This window comes from Streptomyces hypolithicus (assembly GCF_052934925.1).
This window is the reverse complement of sequence record NZ_CM128811.1, coordinates 2398627-2417945: the sequence shown is the minus strand read 5'-3', so window position 1 is coordinate 2417945 and position 19319 is coordinate 2398627. Positions and strand designations below refer to the sequence as shown.

Genomic DNA, 19319 nt, shown 5'->3' with positions numbered 1-19319 from the left:
GGGGTGCCGGGCGGCTGCTTTGGGTCAGGTGTGTCAGTGGAGGCCCCTATCGTGGGATACCGGGCACGGTACGTACGGGGGACAGAGCGATGAACGGGACGGACGGCATGGTCGAGACCGGCGAGGTGACACGGAGCGACGCGCTTGAGACGCTGCACCGCGTTTTCGGGTACGAGGCGTTCCGCGGCGAGCAGGGTGCGGTCATCGAGCATGTGGTGGGTGGCGGCGACGCCGTCGTGCTGATGCCGACCGGCGGCGGAAAGTCGCTGTGCTACCAGATCCCCGCGCTGGTCAGGCCGGGTACGGGCATTGTGATCTCCCCGCTCATCGCGCTGATGCAGGACCAGGTCGACGCGCTGCGGGCGCTGGGCGTGCGGGCCGGGTTCATCAACTCCACGCAGGGCTTCGGCGAGCGGCGCGCGATGGAGGCGGACCTCCTCGCCGGGGAGCTCGACCTGCTCTATCTGGCGCCGGAGCGGCTGCGGCTGGACGCCACGCTCGACCTGCTCGGCCGGGCCAAGATCTCGGTGTTCGCCATCGACGAGGCGCACTGCGTCGCCCAGTGGGGGCACGATTTCCGGCCGGACTATCTGACGCTGTCCGTGCTGGGCGAGCGGTGGCCGGACGTGCCGCGCATCGCGTTGACGGCGACGGCCACGGATGCCACCCACCGGGAGATCACCCAGCGGCTGGGGATGCCGGACGCCCGGCACTTCGTGGCGAGCTTCGACCGGCCGAACATCCAGTACCGGATCGTGGGCAAGGCCGACCCGAAGAAGCAGCTGCTGTCCTTCCTGCGCGACGAGCACGCCGGAGACGCGGGGATCGTCTACTGCCTGTCGCGCAATTCCGTGGACAAGACGGCGGAGTTCCTCTGCAACAACGGCATCACGGCCGTGCCGTACCACGCGGGGCTCGACGGGAGGACGCGCGCCGCGCACCAGTCGCGCTTCCTGCGGGAGGAGGGCCTGGTCGTCGTGGCGACGATCGCCTTCGGCATGGGCATCGACAAGCCGGACGTGCGCTTCGTCGCCCACCTGGACCTGCCGAAGTCGGTCGAGGGGTACTACCAGGAGACCGGCCGGGCCGGCCGCGACGGGCTGCCGTCGACAGCGTGGATGGCGTACGGCCTCCAGGACGTCGTACAGCAGCGCAAGATGCTGCAGAGCGGGGAGGGTGACGAGGCGTTCCGGCGGCGCGCGGCGTCCCATCTCGACGCGATGCTCGCGCTGTGCGAGACGGCCGGGTGCCGGCGGGCGCAGTTGCTGGCGTACTTCGGTCAAGATCTTGACGCGGTGGGCGCTGCGGCGTCCTGCGGCAACTGCGACACGTGCCTGACCCCGCCGGAGACGTGGGACGGGACGGTGCCGGCGCAGAAGGTGCTGTCGACGGTGGTGCGGTTGCAGCGGGAGCGCAGGCAGAAGTTCGGGGCCGGTCAGATCGTCGACATTCTGCTGGGTCGCAAGACCGCCAAGGTGATCCAGTTCGACCACGACCAGCTGTCGGTGTTCGGCATCGGTGAGGAGCTGGCCGAGACGGAATGGCGGGGCGTGGTAAGGCAGTTGCTGGCGCAGGGGCTGCTGGCGGTCGAGGGGGAGTACGGCACGCTGGTGATGACCGACGCGAGTGCGTCGGTGCTCAGCCGGGAGCGTGAGGTGCGGTTGCGCAAGGAGGCAGAGCCGGCCGCCGCCGCCCGCTCCGCGAAAGGGGAGCGCAAGGCGAAGGCGTCCGCCGCGAACGCGGATCTGCCGGCGGAGGCGGTGCCGGTCTTCGAAGCGCTGCGGGCGTGGCGTGCGGAGCAGGCGCGGGAGCAGGGCGTACCGGCATACGTGATCTTCCACGACGCGACGCTGCGGGAGGTCGCTTCGGTGCGGCCTGGGTCGGTGGCGGAGCTGGGTGGCATCGCCGGGCTCGGCGAGAAGAAGCTGGCTACGTACGGGGAGGGGGTGCTGGGGGTGCTGGCGGGGTTTGACGCGGGCGCGCCGGAGATCCCGGCCCCGGTGGACACCCCGGCTCCGGTGGAGACCCCGGCTGTGGCGGAGACCCCGGCTCCGGTGGAGACCCCGGCTGTGGCGGAGACCCCGGCTCCGGTGGAGACCCCGGCTGTGGCGGAGACCCCGGCTCCGGTGGAGACCCCGGCTGTGGCGGAGACCCCGGCTCCGGTGGAGACCCCGGCTGTGGCGGAGACCCCGGCTCCGGTGGACACCCCGGCTGTGGCGGAGACCCCGGCCCCGGGATCGGCCCCGCCGGCTCAGGCCGGGGATTTTGGCCGCGGGGGCGACCCGGAGTGGGACTGGGGCGCGGAGCCACCGGAGGATTAGCCACTGCGCGGGGCCTTCCCCGACCCGCCCCTTCCCGAACGGGGGTAACGGCCGCGCACCAGGCCGTAAGCCCCCGGCCCGCCGGACGCCCTGCGGGCGTTGTCCACAATCGCCGGACGGGCTGAAAACTCAGCCTCTCCGGCGATTGAGGAGCGGGGTCTGGGGCGGAGCCCCCCACGCGGCGGAGCCGCGCAATGTCACTTCGGGAAGGGGCGGGTCGGGGAGAAGGCGCCGCGCAGCGGCGGGGGGTCAGCGTGCCGGGGTGATGCGGCCTCGGACCTCACCCAGGCCGACGCGCGTGCCGTCCGGGCCCGGCGCCCACGCCGTCATCGTCACCTCGTCGCCGTCCTCCAGGAACGTCCGCTTCCCGGTGGGGAGTTCGAGCGCGTCGCGGCCGTTCCAGGTGAGCTCCAGAAGGGAGCCGCGCTGGTTCACCTCGGGGCCGCTCACCGTGCCCGAGCCGAAGACGTCGCCGGTGCGCAGGGACGCGCCGTTCGCCGTCATCTGGGCGAGCTGCTGGGCGGCCGTCCAGTACATGGAGGAGAAGGGCGGCTCGGAGACCACCTCGCCGTTGATCCTCACCTCGATGCGCACGTCGTAGCCGCCCGGCTCCTCCTCCCCGGAGTCGTCCAGATAGGGCAGGAGGGGGAAGTCGCGCGCCGGGGGCGCCACTTGGGCCGCGTCCATGGCCTCCAGCGGCGTCACCCACGCCGACACCGAGGTGGCGAAGGACTTGCCGAGGAAGGGGCCGAGGGGCACGTACTCCCAGGCCTGGATGTCCCGCGCCGACCAGTCGTTGAGGAGGAACAGGCCGAAGACGTGGTCCCGGTAGTCCGCGAGCGGGACCGGCGTGCCGTGCGTGGACGGTGTGCCGACCACGAAGCCGACCTCCGCCTCGATGTCGAGCTTGACCGACGGGCCGAAGACGGGGGCCGGGTCCGCCGGTGCCTTGCGCTGGCCGCTGGGGCGTACCACCTCCGTGCCGGACACGACGACCGTGCCGGACCGGCCGTGGTAGCCGATCGGCAGGTGCTTCCAGTTGGGCGTCAGCGCGTCGCCGTCGGGGCGGAAGATCCGGCCCACGTTGGTGGCGTGGTGCTCGGAGGCGTAGAAGTCGACGTAGTCCGCGATCTCGTACGGGAGATGCAGGGTGACGACGGACACGGGGTGCAGCAGGGGCTCTATGTCGGCGCGGTGCGCCGGGCTCGTGACCCAGGCGGTGAGCGCGCGGCGCACGTCCCGCCACGCGGTGCGCCCGGCGGACAGCAGCGGGTTGAGGGTGGGCTGGGCGAGCAGCGCGGCGTACGGCGAGCCCAGGGTGAGGGCCGCCGCCCCGACGTCCAGCACATGGCCGCCGATACGGACCCCGACCCGGCGCCGCTCCGGCTCGTCCGCGGTCGAGAAGACACCGTAAGGCAGGTTGTGCGGGCCGAAGAGATCGTCCTCGGCAAGGTCGAGCGGGCTCTGCTCGGGCATGGGTGCTGCCTCGCTTTCCACGTCGTGAGAGGAACACGTTACGTGGGTGTCGCCTGCGAGGGCAGTGCCCAAAGAGTGCCCTATGCCGGAAATGGGGGCAGGGGAGAGGATCTTCGTTCGGATCTCCCTCCGGATCTCCCTCCGGATCTCCCTTCGGATCTGTCCGGATCTCCGTTCCCGTCAGCCCGTCGCGCGCGGGATGCGCTTTTCCCAGGTGCGGTGGAAAACCGTTTCGCCGCCCTCCCGGCAGGTGACCTCGTTCGACGTGATGAAGTCGGCCGCGTCGCAGCTGATATCGGAGCGCGTCTCGATCTCCACGTCCCAGTCGCGGTCCGGCCGGTGCAGCCTGATCCGCCAGTCCGAGCGGGTGTGGGCGCTGTGCGGGTCCGTCTCGTTGATCGTGTACGTCTCCACCGCTTCCTCGGTGAGCTCCAGCCCGTCCGGGTAGATCCTCGTCCCCCCGTACCGGGGGTCGACCTCCATCCGCCATTCCCCGGCGGCCACATCGCGGACGATCACCCGTTCCGGCCGCTGCCCCGCGGGGTCGGCGGGGAAGGTGACGCCGAGGGGTTCGGACTGTTCCGGCGCCTCGAAGGTGATCGCGGCCCCGGCAGCGTTGGCCTCCCCGGTAGGGGCGCGGACCGGGAGTTCCAGGGCGCTGCCCGCCGGGTCCAGCGTGAAGCCCGCCGAGCCGCTCGCCGGCCAGATCCACGGCCAGTACGCCGACGAGACGGAGAGGCGGATGCGGTGGCCCGGCGCGAAGCTGTGGCCGATGCCGTTCAGCTGGAAGCTGACGTCCTCGGTCGCGCCCGGCGGCCACGCCTCGGCCCGCTCCCGGCCGCCCCGCGCCGCGAGGTTGAGCACGCCCCGGGTGACCAGGGTCGACGAGCCGTCCGGGGCTACGTCGCAGAGGCGGGCGACGGCCTGGCCGTACGGCACGTCCATCCGCAGTCGCAGCCGGACCGCGGGGCGGCCCAGGATCTCGATGGGCGCTTCCCCCACCGGGAACTCGAAGCTCGCCGACTTCGCGTCCTCGTCCCGCTGGTCGGGCGGCAGATCCGCGTCGTTGCCGAAGGGGAAGTAGCGCCCCGCGTCCATGCCCGTCTGCATCGGGGAGTCGACATCGAGCGGTGGCCCCTGGAGGGCGTACGCCGCCGCGGTGACGTGGGGGGACGGCCACGCCGGGTCTCCCGCCCACCGGCCGGGCAACTCGTCGTACACCGTCTTCGGGGGGTGCGAGTCGCTGATCCAGGAGCGCAGGAGCGGCTCGGCCATGACGCCGGTGCGCTCGTCGCCCTTGAGCCAGTGGTCCCACCAGCGCAGGGTCTCCTGGAGGAAGCCGATCGCGGGGCCCGGGGGCAGTCCGCGGTCGGGGTACTGGTGCGACCACGGGCCGATCAGGCCGCGGACCCGGGTCGGGTCGAGGTGTTCGACGAGCCGCAGGACGGTGTCCCGGTACGGGTCGTGCCAGCCGCCCACCGCGAGCACCGCCGCGTTGATCGCGCCGTAGTCCTCGCAGACGCTGCCGTGCTTCCAGTACTCGTCGCGGGTCTGGTGCGCGAGCCAGGTGTGGATGAAGGGGTCGACGGCCTCCAGGCGGTCGAGCCACATCTGCCGCCAGGCGTCGCCCACCTGCGCGGGGTCCGGCGGGCGGCACACGTAGGCGAGCATCGTCGCCGCCCAGGCGTGCATGTCCACGGCGAGTACGGAACCACCCATGTAGTGCACGTCGTTGTCATAGCGGTCGTCCGATGAGCAGACCGTGACGACCGCCTTGAGCGGCTCGGGCGCGAGCGCCGCGATCTGGAGGGAGTTGAAGCCGCCCCAGGAGATGCCGAACATGCCGACCTTGCCGGTGCACCAGGGCTGCTCGGCGAGCCAGTGCACGACCGCGACCCCGTCGGCCAGTTCGGTGGCGTCGTACTCGTCGCCCGGCATGCCCTCGCTGTTGCCGTGCCCGCGCACATCCACCCGCACCGAGGCGTAGCCGTGCCCCGCGTACCAGGGGTGGCGCTGCCAGTCGCGCGGCGCCGTCCAGTCGCTGAGGCGGTACGGCAGGTACTCGAGCAGCGCCGGTACGGGCTCGTCGGTCTCCGGGCGCCAGACGCGGGCGTACAGCCGCGTCCCGTCGGGAAGCGGAATCCGTACGTCCTCGTGCGTCGTGCGGTACGGAAGGTCGGAAGCGGTGCGGATCTGCATGAGCCACCTCAGGGAAGGCCTCGGGGAACGCCTCAGTGGACGGGGTGCATGGTGCGGCGCAGCCAGGGCGCCATCAGGACGACGACGAGGCCGGCGGCGACCGCGACCGCGCCGTTGACGCCGAAGTACACGGGGTGCGATATGTCGTCGTACGAGCTTGGCGGCGGGCCGTCCTCCACGGGCTCGGCCGGCTCGTCGGGCTGCGGGTCGGACACGGTGCGGGACAAAAGGCTTACTCCTGGTCGTATCAGCTGATCCAGAACATACATGGGCCCTACGGACTGTGCGCGGGGCGACGGGCAGGCGCTCACAGTGATCGAAACGCGACCGGATACGCTGAGTTGAGTGAAGACAGCGACACATCGACAATCCGTGTGATCGTCAGCAGACAGGAGTGACCCTCGTGACCGTCGTCGGGCCGTTCGGACTGAGCGTGCGGGACCAGGCTCTTGAGACCGATGTCCAGTCCGGGCTGGCAGCTGTCGAGGAGGGTCTGCTCGACGCGACCAAGAGCGAGGTCCCCTTCATCACGGAGGCCGCCCAGCATCTGGTCAGGGCGGGCGGTAAGCGGTTCCGGCCGCTGCTGGTGATGCTCGCCGCGCAGTTCGGCGACCCCCACGCACCCGGCATCGTGCCGTCGGCCGTGGTCGTGGAGCTCACGCACCTGGCGACGCTCTACCACGATGACGTGATGGACGAGGCGGACGTACGCCGCGGAGTCGCCAGCGCCAATGCCAGCTGGGGCAACTCCGTCGCCGTCCTGACCGGCGACTTCCTCTTCGCACGGGCGTCGCACATCCTGGCCGACCTCGGGCCGGAGGCCGTACGCATCCAGGCCGAGGCCTTCGAGCGTCTGGTCACGGGCCAGATCCTGGAGACCGCCGGGCCGCGTGAGGACCAGGAGCCGGTCGGCCACTACCTGGACGTCATCGCCGGCAAGACCGGCTCGCTGATCGCCGTCTCCGGACGTTTCGGGGCGATGATGGCGGGCGCCGAGGAGAGCGTCGTCGACATCCTCACGCAGTACGGCGAGCGCCTGGGCACCGCCTTCCAGCTCGCCGACGACGTACTCGACATCGCCAGCGACAGCCACGAGTCCGGGAAGACGCCCGGCACCGACCTGCGCGAGGGCGTGGCCACGCTGCCCGTGCTGCTGCTGCGCGCGCAGGCCACCGAGCACGGCCGCCCGGACGACCTGGAACTGTGCGAGCTGCTCGACGGGGACCTCAGCGACGACACCCGGCACGCCGAGGTGCTGCGGCGGCTGCGCGCGCACCCGGCGCTGGAGCAGGCGCGGCGCGACACCGTTCGGTACGCACAGGAGGCGCGGGCCACGTTGGCACCGCTGCCCGAGTGCTACGCGAAGGCGGCTCTGGAGGAGCTGTGCGACGCGGTGGTGCACCGCGCCGGGTAGGGCGGGCGGGCCTGGGTGCCCCTGACTTCGTGGCGGCGTCTCCCCTGACCGCAGGGGGAGGCGCCGTTGCCGTATGTCATCCCGGAGCAGTAGACGGAGTTGATCCCGGGGGCTGACGATTCACGGCCGCGCATTTGGTCAGATGGAAAACACCACTCCCCACCAATTCGGGTGAGAATGGCGGCGCGGGGTGGACGAGTGCAACGGGAGACGGCCGCCGACCACGGAGGTAGGGAACACATGGCACCGAACGACAGGGCACAGACCACCGACGAGGCCACGGACGACGTACCGGGCCGCCGGAAGGCCGCCCGCTACATCGTCCCGCTCGCGGTGGCGGGGGTGGCGGCGGCGACCATCGGGCTGGTCCCGGCGCTCGCCGATTCCGGCGACCCCGAACTGCCGAAGATCACCGCGCAGCAGCTGGTCGAGAAGATCGCCGCGTCGGACACGCAGCAGCTCTCCGGCACCATGAAGATCAACACGGACCTGGGCATCCCGGCGCTCGGCGGCATGGCCGAGAGCCTGCTGCCGAAGGGTGAGGGCGACGGCGAAGGTTCCGCCGCCGATCCGCAGGCCAAGCTGCTGGAGCTCGCCTCGGGCACCCACACCCTGCGGGTCGCGGCCGACGGTCCTGACAGGCAGCGGGTGTCGATCATGGACGACGCCGCCGAGTACAGCCTCATCCGCAACGGCGGCGAGGTGTGGGCGTACGACAGCGCCTCGAACGAGGCGTTCCACACGAAGGGCGAGGCGCCCGCCAAGGGCAAGGACTCCGACGGCCACGATGTGTCCGAAGGGGTCCCGACGACCCCCAAGGCGCTGGCCGAAGAGGCGCTGAAGGCCGCGGACGACACCACATCGGTGACCGTCGACGGTACGGCGCAGGTGGCCGGCCGGGACGCGTACCAGCTGCTGATCAAGCCCAAGCAGTCCGGCTCCACGGTCGGGGCGATCCGTATCGCGGTCGACGCCGAGCACGGCGTACCGCTCAAGTTCACCCTCACCCCGAGCAGCGGCGGCAAGGCCGCCGTCGACGCGGGCTTCACCAAGGTCGACTTCTCGAAGCCGTCCGCGGACACCTTCGCCTTCACCCCGCCCAAGGGCACGAAGGTGACCGAGGGCGACGCGGAGAAGGCGGAGAAGAAAGCCCACGAGAAGGAGCTGAAGGACTTCAAGGGCAAGGCGCCCGAGGACCTCAAGGACTTCGAGGGCCTCAACGTCATCGGTGAGGGCTGGACATCGGTCGCCGAGATCTCCTCCCCGGCGAGTGCCGGTTCCGGGGCGCCGAAGTCGGGCGACGTACCGCCCGAGGCGCAGCAGTTCCTCGGCGCGCTCGGCGACAAGGTGTCCGGCTCGTTCGGCGAGGGCACCGTCTTCAAGACGCGCCTGGTCAACGCCCTGATGACGGACGACGGCAAGGTGTACGTCGGCGCGGTCACCCAGGACGCTCTGGTCCGGGCGGCCGACGCCGCGGCCAAGTAGGCAGGTAGGCAGGGATGGAGGAGCTGGCCGCCGTGGAAGAGAGCGTCATCAGCACACGCGCGCTCACCAAGCGTTTCCGCGGCGGGCAGCTCGCCGTCGACGGCCTCGACCTCACGGTGCCCGCCGGCAGCGTTTCGGATTCCTCGGACCCCGCGCGTGGGCCCGTTTCGCCACGAAGGACATCACCGCCTGACGGGGCCGCAGTCTGAGAGCGCTGATCTGAGAGCCTCGATCCGAGACGGCCCGGCCACCGCCGTGGCCGGGCCGCCCCGTGAGGGGTGTCAGAAGGTGAGCTTCCAGCTGTCGATGTAGCCGGTGTCCTGCGCCGCGATGTCCTGGACCCTGAGCTTCCAGGCGCCGTTGGCCACCTCGCTCGACGCGTTCACCGTGTAGGTGGCGATCACGTTGTCGGCCGAGTCGTTGCTGCTGGAGCTCTTCAGCAGGTACGCCGTACCGTCCGGCGCCAGCAGGTCGACGACCAGGTCGCCGCGCCAGGTGTGCTTGATGTCGACGCCCACCTTGAGCGTGGCCGGGGCGTTGCCCGTACGACCGGACACGGTGACCGTCGAGGTGACCGCCGCACCGTTGTCCGGGACGGCGACATCGGCGGGGTTCTCGAACACCGTGCCGCCGGGCGGTACGGAGCCCTCGGTGCCCAGCGTCCACACGGCGTGGGCGACGGCGTCACTGTTGCGGTCCAGGGCGGTGTCGTTGATGTTCGCCGTGGTGTCGCAGGACGAGTGGTAGCAGCGGTCGAAGGCCTGGCCGGCCGTGCCGCCCCACTTCTGGGCCTGGGCGCTGGACTTCGTGCGGCTTGCGCCGGTGAAGAGGCCGCCCACCGGTATGCCGACGTTCTTGAAACTCGCGTGGTCCGAGCGGCCGTCGCCCTCGGTCTCGATCTCGGTGGGGACGCCGAGGCCCGCGTAGAAGTCCTTGAAGGTCTGCTCGATGGCCGGGTCGTCGTCGTAGACGAAGTAGCCGGGGTTCGGCGAGCCGATCATGTCGAAGTTGAGGTACCCGGAGAACTTGGAGCGCTCGGTCGACGGCAGGCTGTTGACGTACGCCTTCGAGCCGACCAGTCCCAGCTCCTCCGCGCCCCACCAGCCGAAGCGCAGATGCTTTGTGGGCTTGAGCTGCGCGCGGGAAACGGCCAAAGCTGTCTCCAGGACGGCGGCGGAGCCCGACCCGTTGTCGTTGATGCCGGGGCCGGAGCTGACCGAGTCGAGGTGGGCGCCGGCCATGAGTATCTGGTTCGGGTCGCCGCCCGGCCAGTCGGCGATCAGGTTGTAGCCGGTTGCGCCACTCGCGGTGAACTGCGTGACGGTGGTGGTGAAGCCGGCGGCGTCGAGCTTGGCCTTCACGTAGTCGACGGACGCCTTGTAGCCGGGGCGGCCGTGGGCGCGGTTGCCGCCGTTGGCGCTGGATATCGACTGGAGCTGGGTGAGGTGCGCCTTGACGTTGGCGACGGGTATGTCGGGCGCGGCGAGCGCCGCGGACGGGGCGGCCGTCGCGGACGGGGCGGTGGCGGCGACCAGGCCGGCGAGGGCGAGGGCGACGGCTGCGGCCGTGCGTCGGGAGAGGGACGAGTTGCCGGTGAGTCTCATGTGGGGGCTCCGGGATTCCGTTCGGGGACAGACGGAACGTGCGGGACGCCCCGGGACGCTTGCTGCGGCCCGGGGCGCTGGAGCTGGTGGTGCTGTGCTGTGCTGTCTGTGCTGAGCTGCGCTGTGCGTGCTGCATGGTCAGTGAGATTTTGAGTCTGCGTCAAGAGCGGAAACCGGACAACGGTGTTCGCATGCCGGAGACTTCCGGGAGAGCGGCGGGGGCCTCAGTGGACGCAGAACTCGTTGCCCTCGGGGTCCGTCATGATCACCCACTCGCCCCCGGGCTCCTTCGCGCGGTGCTGCACGCTCGCCCCCAGCGCCTCAAGGCGCTCCACCTCGCTCTCCCGGGCGCCGGGCTCCGAGTGCACGTCGATGTGCAGCCGGTTCTTGACGGTCTTGGCCTCGGGTACGCGCTGGAAGAGGATCCGGCGGCCGAGCCCCGTCCCCGTCTCCTTGTCGTACGCGTCGTCCGGATGCCGGACGGCGACGAGATCGCGCCAGGCGCGGCGGCCGTGGAAATCCACCGCCGCCGCGGGCGGTACGACGCCGAAACCGAGGAGCCGCTCGATGTGGACGCTGTTGTCCTCCACGTCGTAGCCGAGAGCCTCGGCCCAGAAGTCGGCCTGGGCGTGCGGGTCGCCGGCGTCGATGACGAGCTTCCAGTGCAGTGTCATGCACCCACTGATAGTGGCTGCCGGCCGCGCCCGCAACGAACACGCCGCGGCGGTGCGCACGGCCGGCTCGGGGTTCTCGGGTGTTACGGAGCCGGGGTGGGCGCGGGCTTCGGGTCGGCTTGCCCGCCGGCTTGCCCGCCGGCCTGCGCGTCGAGCTTCGCGTCGGGTTTGGCCGCGGGCACGGAAGCGGGACCCGGCGCCGCCTCGGCAGCGACTGCCGCCAGCCGCAGCGCCTGCGCCCGCCCTCGCCGCGCGGTGCGCAGCGCATCACCCGTCAGCAGCGCCAGCGCCGCCCAGACCAGCGAGAACCCGGCCCAGCGCTCCGGCGGCATCGCCTCGTGGAAGTACACGACTCCCAGTCCGAACTGGAACACCGGGGCCAGGTACTGCAAGAGCCCCAGCGTCGACAGTGGCACCCGGATCGCCGCCGCACCGAAGCAGACCAGCGGCACGGCGGTCACGATGCCCGTCGCGGCGAGCAGCGCCGCATGCCCCGGGCCCTCGGCGCCGAAGGTGGCGGTGTCCTGCGAACCGATCCAGAGCAGAAAGCCCAGCGCGGGCAGGAACTGGATCGCGGTCTCGGCTGCCAGCGACTCGACCCCGCCGAGGTTGACCTTCTTCTTGATCAGGCCGTACGTCGCGAACGAGAACGCCAGCACCAGGGAGATCCAGGGCGGCCGCCCGTACCCGACGGCCAGCACGAGCACGGCGGCGAAGCCGACGCCGACCGCCAGCCACTGGGCGGGCCGCAGACGCTCCTTCAGCAGCAGAACGCCCATGGCGATGGTGACGAGCGGGTTGATGAAGTAGCCGAGGGAGGCCTCGACCACCTGGCCGTTGTTGACCGCCCAGATGTAGAGGCCCCAGTTGACGGTGATGACGGTCGCGGCGAGCGCGATGAGCCCCAGCCTGCGGGGCTGGCGTATCAGCTCACCGATCCATGCCCACCGGCGCACCGCGAGCAGCACGATGCCGACGACGGCCAGCGACCAGACCATGCGGTGGGCGAGGATCTCCATGGCGCCCGCGGGCTTGAGGAGCGGCCAGAAGAGGGGGACGAGCCCCCACAATCCGTAGGCGCCGATGCCGTACAGCAACCCCGACCGCTGTTCGTTGACCGACTTCACTGGCCCTCCTGACCGCGCGCACCGACCTGCTGACGGTAGCGCCGACAGGACCCGCCTGTCATGCCCGTATTACGTGACGGTCATGACAGGCGGCGGGATCAGCGGGCCAGCAGGATCAGCGGGACACCCGGCAGGGCGCTCAGCCGACGACGGTCCAGGTGTCCCTGCCTGCGAGGAGGGCGCTCAGGTCGCCCTTGCCGTCCCGTTCGACGGCGGTGTCGAGCTGGTCGGCCATGAGGGTGTCGTAGACGGGACGGTGAATGCTGCGCAGGACGCCGATGGGGGTGTGGTGGAGGGTGTCCGGGTCCGCGAGGCGGGAGAGGGCGAAGGCGGTGGTGGGGCTCGTCGCGTGGGCGTCGTGGACGAGGATCTGGGACTGGTTGTCCTCGGTGACGCTCACCACCTTGAGGTCCCCGGTTGCGGGGTCGCGTACGACGCCCTTCGCTCCGTCGGCCCCGAAGCGGATCGGCTGCCCGTGCTCCAGCCGGATGACGGCTTCCTGGGCCCGCTCCTTGTCCTTGAGCGCTTCGAAGGCACCGTCGTTGAAGATGTTGCAGTTCTGGTAGATCTCGACGAGTGCGGTGCCGGGGTGGTCGGCGGCTTGGCGCAGGACGTCGGTGAGGTGTTTGCGGTCGGAGTCGATGGTGCGGGCGACGAAGGACGCCTCGGCACCGATGGCGAGCGACACCGGGTTGAAGGGGGCGTCGAGGGACCCCATCGGCGTGGATTTGGTGATCTTGCCGAGTTCGGAGGTGGGGGAGTACTGGCCCTTGGTGAGGCCGTAGATCCGGTTGTTGAAGAGGAGGATCTTCAGGTTCACGTTGCGGCGCAGTGCGTGGATCAGGTGGTTGCCGCCGATGGAGAGGGCGTCGCCGTCGCCGGTGACGACCCAGACGGAGAGGTCGCGTCGGCTGGTGGCGAGGCCGGTGGCGATGGCGGGGGCGCGGCCGTGGATGGAGTGCATCCCGTACGTGTTCATGTAGTACGGGAAGCGGGAGGAGCAGCCGATGCCGGAGACGAAGACGATGTTCTCTTTGGCGAGGCCGAGTTCGGGCATGAAACCCTGCACGGCGGCGAGGACGGCGTAGTCGCCGCAGCCGGGGCACCAGCGCACTTCCTGATCGGACTTGAAGTCCTTTATCGACTGCGCGGCCTCGGCCTTGGGGACCAGTGAGAGTGCCTCAGCCATGGATGGCCTCCTTGAGAGCCGTGGCGAGCTGCTCGGCCTTGAACGGCATGCCGTTGACCTGGGTGTACGAGTGGGCGTCGACCAGGTACTTCGCCCGCAGCAGGGTGGCGAGCTGGCCGAGGTTCATTTCCGGCACCACCACCGTGTCGTAACGCCCCAGCACGTCACCGAGGTTGCGGGGGAAGGGGTTGAGGTGGCGCAGATGGGCCTGTGCGATGGGAGTCCCGGCGCCGCGGAGGCGGCGTACGGCGGCGGTGATGGGCCCGTACGTCGACCCCCAGCCCAGCACCAGCGTCCGCGCCCCGGCCGGGTCGTCGACGTCCAGGTCGGGGACTTCGATGCCGTCGATCTTGGCCTGGCGGGTGCGGACCATGAAGTCGTGGTTGGCCGGGTCGTAGGAGATGTTGCCCGTGCCGTCCTGCTTCTCGATACCGCCGATACGGTGCTCAAGGCCCGGCGTGCCGGGGACGGCCCAGGGGCGGGCGAGGGTGTGCGGGTCGCGCTTGTACGGCCAGAAGACGTCGGTGCCGTCGGCCAGAGTGTGGTTGGGGCCAGTGGCGAACTGCACTCGCAGGTCGGGGAGTTCACCGACGTCCGGGATGCGCCAGGGTTCGGAGCCGTTGGCGAGGTAACCGTCGGAGAGCAGGAAGACCGGTGTCCGGTAGGTCAGGGCGATCCGGGTCGCGTCCAGGGCCGCGTCGAAACAGTCGGCGGGGGTCTTGGGGGCGACGATCGGGACCGGCGCCTCACCGTTCCTGCCGAACATGGCCTGCAGCAGGTCGGCCTGCTCGGTCTTCGTCGGCAGGCCGGTGGAGGGCCCGCCGCGCTGGATCGCGACGACCAGCAGCGGCAGCTCCAGCGAGACGGCCAGCCCGATCGTCTCCGACTTCAGAGCCACCCCAGGACCCGACGTCGTCGTCACCGCGAGCTGTCCGCCGAACGCCGCGCCGAGAGCCGCGCCGATGGCGGCGATCTCGTCTTCGGCCTGGAAGGTGCGCACACCGAAGTTCTTGTGCTTCGACAGCTCGTGGAGGATGTCGGAGGCCGGGGTGATCGGGTAGGAGCCCAGGTAGAGCGGCAGGTCTGCTTGCTGGGAGGCCGCGACAAGGCCGTATGACAGGGCGAGGTTGCCGGAGATGTTGCGGTAGGTGCCGGCGGGGAAGGCATGGGTGGCCGGGGCGACTTCGTAGGAGACCGCGAAGTCCTCGGTGGTCTCGCCGAAGTTCCAGCCGGCCCGGAACGCGGCCACGTTCGCCTCGGCGATCTGTGGCTTCTTCGCGAACTTGGTGCGCAGGAACGCTTCGGTGCTCTCGGTCGGCCGGTGATACATCCAGGACAGCAGCCCCAGCGCGAACATGTTCTTGCTGCGTTCGGCCTCCTTGCGGGAGAGCCCGAACTCCTTCAGCGCCTCGATCGTCATCGTCGTCAGCGGCACCGGGTGGACGCGGTACGCCTCCAGTGAGCCGTCCTCCAGCGGAGAGGTGGCATAGCCGACCTTCGCCATGGGGCGTTTGGTGAACTCATCGGTGTTGACGATGATGTCCGCCCCGGGCGGCACGTCGGCGATGTTGGCCTTCAACGCGGCCGGGTTCATCGCGACCAGCACATTCGGCGCGTCGCCGGGGGTGAGGATGTCGTGGTCGGCGAAGTGCAGCTGGAAACTGGAGACACCGGGCAGGGTGCCGGCCGGGGCGCGGATCTCGGCGGGGAAGTTGGGCAGCGTCGAGAGGTCGTTGCCGAACGAGGCCGTCTCCGACGTGAAACGGTCCCCCGTCAGCTGCATCCCGTCACCCGAGTCACCCGCGAACCGGATAATCACCCGGTCGAGACGGCGGACTTCTTTCCCGGCGGCTTTCCGCTGCGGCGTGCTGCGTTGTTCTCCGACGACCGCGTCCTTCGCGTCGTCGGCACCATCGGATCCGTCGGCCTGCTCGGCCGGGCTACTGACCTGGCTGGTCACTGAACTGGACCTCCCTGAAGGCGGCTGCTCGGGACCGGCCGGGCTACCGGTGGCCCCGATGTCCACCCTACGTCGGTAAGGGTGTCCTTCCCCGGACCGATCGCAGGATCGACCGCGATTTGAGATGGCCGTTCACGAGTTCAGAACCGTTCAGGAGTTCAAAACCGTCATGAGTTCAGATGCGTCAGCACCGCCAGCACCCGACGGTGGTCCCCGTCGCTGGGCGAGAGCCCGAGTTTCATGAAGATGTTGCTGACGTGCTTCTCGACCGCGCCGTCGCTGACGACCAGTTGCCTGGCCACCGCCGAGTTCGTCCGTCCCTCGGCCATCAGGCCCAGGACCTCCCGCTCACGCGGTGTCAGTCCGGCGAGAACATCCTGCTTCCGGCTGCGCCCGAGCAACTGCGCGACGACCTCGGGATCCAGCGCCGTCCCGCCGTGCGCCACCCGCACCACGGCGTCCACGAACTCGCGTACCTCGGCCACCCGGTCCTTCAGCAGATAGCCGACGCCCCGGCTCGACCCGGCCAGCAACTCGGTCGCGTACCGCTCCTCGACGTACTGCGACAGCACCAGCACTCCGATCCCGGGATGGTCCTTGCGCAGCCGCACCGCGGCGCGCACGCCCTCGTCGGTGTGGGTCGGCGGCATCCGTACGTCCGCCACCACGACGTCCGGCAGCGCGTTTTCGGCCGCCAGGTCACGCACCGTCCTGATCAGGGCTTCCGCGTCCCCGACGCCCGCCACCACCTCGTGTCCGAGGTCCCTCAGAAGCCGGGTCAGGCCCTCCCGGAGCAGCACCGAATCCTCGGCGATGACCACGCGCACCCTGTTCTCCACCGGCCCTTGTTCCCCCAGCAATTGACTGCTCCCCACCCTCGTCGCCCGCCGTTGCCTGTCGCCACCCAGCATCATCCCAGCATCCGCACCGGGGCAGGGGCAATGCCCGTCAACAGTGGCGTACGGGAGCAAGCGCGCGGCAGCGCCCCTGCAGGAGCACCACCCGGCGGGGGCGAAACCGGGCGGCACCTGGCGGCCGATCAGCCGCGCCAGGGCAGCTCCGCGGTGACCGTGGTGGGTCCGCCGGCAGGGGAGTCGACCACCAGGATGCCGTCGACCGCGTCCAGCCGCTCCGCCAGGCCGGCCAGTCCCGAGCCCCCCGCGGCCTCGGCGCCGCCCCGGCCGTCGTCGCCGACCTGGAGCATCAGCCGGCCGCCCGTCTCCCACACGTCGATCGTGGCGCGGGACGCGTGGGCGTGCTTGCTGATGTTCTGGAGCAGTTCGGAGACCGTGAAGTACGCGATGCCCTCGATGGCGGGCGCCGGCCGCGTCGGGAGGTCCACCTCGACGTGCACCGGCACCGTGCACCGGGAGGCAACCGCCGACAGGGCCGCGTCCAGGCCGCGGTCGGTCAGGACGGCCGGATGGATGCCCCGGGCCAGGTCACGCAGTTCCTGCAACGCGATCTTCACCTCGCCGTGCGCCTCGTCCACCATGCGCGCCGCCGCGTCCGGGTCCTTGAAGTCGCCGGTCAGCTTCTCCTTGGCCAGCCCCAGGTCCATGGCGAGCGCGACGAGCCGGGCCTGCGCCCCGTCATGCAGATCGCGTTCGATCCGCCGCAGATCCGCCGCCGCGGTGTCGGCGACGACGCCACGGTCCGACTCCAGCTCAGAGACGCGAGAAGCCAGCCGGGACGGGCCGAGCAGCCCGGCCACCATCACCCGGTCCACGGTCACCAGGCCGCGCACGACCCACGGGGTCGCGAGGGTCAGCACCAGCCCGAACCCGCTGGTCACGGCCAGTTCGACGGGGTTGTCGAGGTAGACGTTGCGCGTCGAGTCGCCGTACAGCTGGATGCCGTCGATGCCCGCGTAGGTGGGAAAGACCCACTGCCACAGCGGATACGTGAGCATCGCCCAGCCGTACGACCACAGCGTCAGCGAGAGGACGAAGGCGAAGACGGCCCACGGCATGTGCAGGACGGCGTACAGCAGATGACGCCAGGACGCCCCGCTCTTCAACGTCGCGCCGATCCACGACATCGGGCCGCCGCCCGGCTTGCCCCGTACGGGCGCGGGGGCCGGCACGTCCAGCTTGAGCAGCGCCCGGGCACGGGCCCGTTCGACCGCGCCGAGGCCGCGGCAGCCGGCCAGGGCCGCCGCCAGCACCGGTACGCCGAGGAAGGTGATGAGCAGTCCCATGCCGATCGAGGTCATGGTGACCGCGAAGGTGAAGAGCACCACGCTGATCGGCAGGCTGAGCAGCAGGTAGCAGAACTCCCGCCACATGCGGCCCTCGACGGGCGCGCGCAGTGCGGGCGGCAGGAGGTGCCTCCGGGGAGGGCGGGTATGGCGCTCCCACTGATCCCGGGTCTGCGGTGCGTACTCCGTGGCCATCGCTGCCGTCCGTTTCTGCTGGTGGGTCGCTGGTGAGTCGCCGGTGGTGAGGGGTGGTGGTGCGTTTGCGCAGTTCAAGAATGCTGCGCAGTCCGGGCGCGGGCCATGAGGGCCGTCACCGTTTGCGAGCGGGGGTTTCCCCCACCCCGGTCCTCTCGCGGTCGGCGTCGCGACCGGCGTCGCGGTCGCGCCACGGCAGCTCGGCCGAGACCGTCGTGGGCCCGCCGGCGGGGGAGTCGAGGACGAAGAGCCCGTCCACCGCGCCGAGCCGGTCGGCCAACCCGGCCATGCCGGTGCCGCCGTCCAGCCGCGCCCCACCGCGCCCATCGTCCCGCACCTGGATGAGCAGCCGCTGCCCGGAGCGCCACACGTCGACGGCGGCGGACCGGGCGCCACTGTGCTTGCTGATGTTCTGGAGCAGTTCGGAGACCGTGAAGTACGCGATGCCCTCGATCGCCTCCGCCGGGCGCGCGGCCAGATCGACGGTGACGCGTACGGGGGCGGTGCAGCGGGACGCGATGGACGACAGGGCCGCGTCCAGGCCCCGGTCGGTCAGCACCGCCGGGTGAATGCCGCGCGCCAGGTCGCGCAGTTCCTGCAGCGCGAGTTTCACCTCGCCGTGCGCCTCGTCGACCATGGCCGCGGCCGCGGCCGGGTCCCTGAGGTCGCCGGTCAGCTTCTCCTTCGCCATACCGAGTCCCATGGCGAGCGCGACGAGCCGGGCCTGTGCCCCGTCGTGCAGGTCGCGTTCGATACGCCGCAGATCCGCCGCCGCCGTGTCGACGACCACGCCCCGGTCCGACTCCAGCTCCTCGATCCGCCGCTCCAGCTCGTCCGAGGGGCACAGTAGGCCGCGCACCATGGCCCGGTCCGCGTTGGTCATCGCCCGCACCAGGTACGGCAGCACCGGCCACAGCACGAACAGCCCGGTCAGAGTTACCGTGAAGGTGAGCACACCCCAGGGCAGCCGGACCACCGCGTACAGCGCCGCCCGCCACCCCACCGGGTCCGTCAGGCTCGCCCACAGCCAGGGGAAGAAGCCGTGTGCGCCCGGCCGCAGTCCGGCGGTGGCCGGGCTCGGCTCGTCGACGTACACACCGAGCAGTGCCCGGGCCCGCGCCCGCTCGACCCGGCCCATGGCGCGCACGCCGAGCAGGCCCGCGGCCAGCAGCGGCAGGCCGATCACCGTGACCGACAGGCCGCACCCGACGACCAGGACAACGACGGTCAGTACGAAGCCGGCCAGGGCCGCGGGAAGATTGAGGAGGAGCTGTGCGATCTCCTTCCAGGTGGCGGGCCCGTACGGAAAGCGGACGGGCTCCGGCCGGTCATGATCGGCGAGGGGATCGGGGTGCGGTCCGGGCTGCCGGTCGGGGTGCCGGCCGGGGTGGAGCTCGCTGGTGCTGGCGGTCATGGGCGCCAAGCCTGCCGGGGCCGGGGCGCGGATGCCATGGGGTGCCTCGGTGGGAGGAAGT

14 protein-coding genes and 1 pseudogene are annotated in these 19319 nt (G+C 70.8%); 4 read left to right on the top strand and 11 right to left on the bottom strand.

Annotated features, from left to right (window positions below; all coding sequences use genetic code 11):
• Positions 1–89: 89 nt before the first annotated feature.
• Positions 90–2321: a DNA helicase RecQ gene (gene recQ, locus ACU6WZ_RS11260; protein ID WP_447033045.1), complete on the top strand. Its 2232-nt coding sequence runs from the start codon at positions 90–92 to the stop codon at positions 2319–2321.
• A 249-nt stretch (positions 2322–2570) separates the two neighbouring features.
• Here recQ and fahA read toward each other — a convergent pair whose 3' ends face one another.
• The 3 genes from fahA to ACU6WZ_RS11245 all read right to left on the bottom strand — a co-directional run bounded on the left by fahA (position 2571) and on the right by ACU6WZ_RS11245 (position 6223).
• On the bottom strand, positions 2571–3797 hold the full coding sequence (gene fahA, locus ACU6WZ_RS11255; protein ID WP_447033044.1) for a fumarylacetoacetase: 1227 nt from the start codon (positions 3795–3797) through the stop codon (positions 2571–2573).
• Between the two features lie 180 nt (positions 3798–3977).
• Positions 3978–5996, bottom strand: a complete 2019-nt coding sequence (locus ACU6WZ_RS11250) for a CocE/NonD family hydrolase (protein WP_447033043.1) — start codon at positions 5994–5996, stop codon at positions 3978–3980.
• A gap of 32 nt (positions 5997–6028) precedes the next feature.
• On the bottom strand, positions 6029–6223 hold the full coding sequence (locus tag ACU6WZ_RS11245; protein ID WP_447034349.1) for a hypothetical protein: 195 nt from the start codon (positions 6221–6223) through the stop codon (positions 6029–6031).
• A 176-nt stretch (positions 6224–6399) separates the two neighbouring features.
• Between ACU6WZ_RS11245 and ACU6WZ_RS11240 the strand changes: the two genes are divergently transcribed.
• The 3 genes and pseudogenes from ACU6WZ_RS11240 to ACU6WZ_RS11230 all read left to right on the top strand — a co-directional run.
• The gene (locus ACU6WZ_RS11240; protein ID WP_447033041.1) at positions 6400–7410 is read left to right on the top strand and encodes a polyprenyl synthetase family protein; all 1011 of its coding nucleotides are present in this window, start codon (positions 6400–6402) and stop codon (positions 7408–7410) included.
• 240 nt (positions 7411–7650) lie between these two features.
• On the top strand, positions 7651–8895 hold the full coding sequence (locus ACU6WZ_RS11235; protein ID WP_447033039.1) for a LolA family protein: 1245 nt from the start codon (positions 7651–7653) through the stop codon (positions 8893–8895).
• Positions 8896–8909: 14 nt separating this feature from the next.
• Positions 8910–9070: pseudogene (locus ACU6WZ_RS11230) on the top strand (ABC transporter ATP-binding protein); the annotation flags it as partial.
• Between the two features lie 106 nt (positions 9071–9176).
• On the opposite strand, the gene ACU6WZ_RS11225 reads toward ACU6WZ_RS11230, so the two are convergent.
• The 8 genes from ACU6WZ_RS11225 to ACU6WZ_RS11190 form a co-directional block, all read right to left on the bottom strand.
• Entirely contained in the window at positions 9177–10499 is a 1323-nt protein-coding gene (locus ACU6WZ_RS11225; RefSeq protein WP_447033037.1) for a M28 family peptidase, read from the bottom strand.
• A 224-nt stretch (positions 10500–10723) separates the two neighbouring features.
• Complete coding sequence (locus ACU6WZ_RS11220) at positions 10724–11173, bottom strand: VOC family protein (RefSeq protein ID WP_447033036.1); 450 nt, start codon at positions 11171–11173, stop codon at positions 10724–10726.
• Positions 11174–11256: 83 nt separating this feature from the next.
• Complete coding sequence (rarD, locus tag ACU6WZ_RS11215) at positions 11257–12300, bottom strand: EamA family transporter RarD (RefSeq protein ID WP_447033035.1); 1044 nt, start codon at positions 12298–12300, stop codon at positions 11257–11259.
• A gap of 139 nt (positions 12301–12439) precedes the next feature.
• A complete protein-coding gene (locus tag ACU6WZ_RS11210; RefSeq protein ID WP_447033034.1) occupies positions 12440–13489 on the bottom strand; it encodes a 2-oxoacid:ferredoxin oxidoreductase subunit beta in 1050 nt (349 codons plus the stop codon).
• On the bottom strand, positions 13482–15449 hold the full coding sequence (locus ACU6WZ_RS11205; RefSeq protein WP_447033032.1) for a 2-oxoacid:acceptor oxidoreductase subunit alpha: 1968 nt from the start codon (positions 15447–15449) through the stop codon (positions 13482–13484). The genes ACU6WZ_RS11210 and ACU6WZ_RS11205 overlap by 8 nt, the downstream gene beginning before the upstream one ends.
• Positions 15450–15616: 167 nt before the next feature.
• On the bottom strand, positions 15617–16276 hold the full coding sequence (abrC3, locus tag ACU6WZ_RS11200) for a response regulator AbrC3 (protein WP_447033993.1): 660 nt from the start codon (positions 16274–16276) through the stop codon (positions 15617–15619).
• Between the two features lie 212 nt (positions 16277–16488).
• Entirely contained in the window at positions 16489–17844 is a 1356-nt protein-coding gene (abrC2, locus tag ACU6WZ_RS11195) for a sensor histidine kinase AbrC2 (RefSeq protein ID WP_447033031.1), read from the bottom strand.
• A 115-nt stretch (positions 17845–17959) separates the two neighbouring features.
• The gene (locus ACU6WZ_RS11190) at positions 17960–19258 is read right to left on the bottom strand and encodes a sensor histidine kinase (protein ID WP_447033030.1); all 1299 of its coding nucleotides are present in this window, start codon (positions 19256–19258) and stop codon (positions 17960–17962) included.
• Positions 19259–19319 lie beyond the last annotated feature (61 nt).

What these genes read in the sequence shown, in the direction of transcription:
- recQ (WP_447033045.1), top strand. Translation starts at nt 90, where the DNA reads ATGAACGGGACGGACGGCATGGTCGAGACCGGCGAGGTGACACGGAGC.
- fahA (WP_447033044.1), bottom strand. Translation starts at nt 3,797, where the DNA reads ATGCCCGAGCAGAGCCCGCTCGACCTTGCCGAGGACGATCTCTTCGGC.
- ACU6WZ_RS11250 (WP_447033043.1), bottom strand. Translation starts at nt 5,996, where the DNA reads ATGCAGATCCGCACCGCTTCCGACCTTCCGTACCGCACGACGCACGAG.
- ACU6WZ_RS11235 (WP_447033039.1), top strand. Translation starts at nt 7,651, where the DNA reads ATGGCACCGAACGACAGGGCACAGACCACCGACGAGGCCACGGACGAC.
- ACU6WZ_RS11225 (WP_447033037.1), bottom strand. Translation starts at nt 10,499, where the DNA reads ATGAGACTCACCGGCAACTCGTCCCTCTCCCGACGCACGGCCGCAGCC.
- ACU6WZ_RS11220 (WP_447033036.1), bottom strand. Translation starts at nt 11,173, where the DNA reads ATGACACTGCACTGGAAGCTCGTCATCGACGCCGGCGACCCGCACGCC.
- ACU6WZ_RS11210 (WP_447033034.1), bottom strand. Translation starts at nt 13,489, where the DNA reads ATGGCTGAGGCACTCTCACTGGTCCCCAAGGCCGAGGCCGCGCAGTCG.
- abrC2 (WP_447033031.1), bottom strand. Translation starts at nt 17,844, where the DNA reads ATGGCCACGGAGTACGCACCGCAGACCCGGGATCAGTGGGAGCGCCAT.
- ACU6WZ_RS11190 (WP_447033030.1), bottom strand. Translation starts at nt 19,258, where the DNA reads ATGACCGCCAGCACCAGCGAGCTCCACCCCGGCCGGCACCCCGACCGG.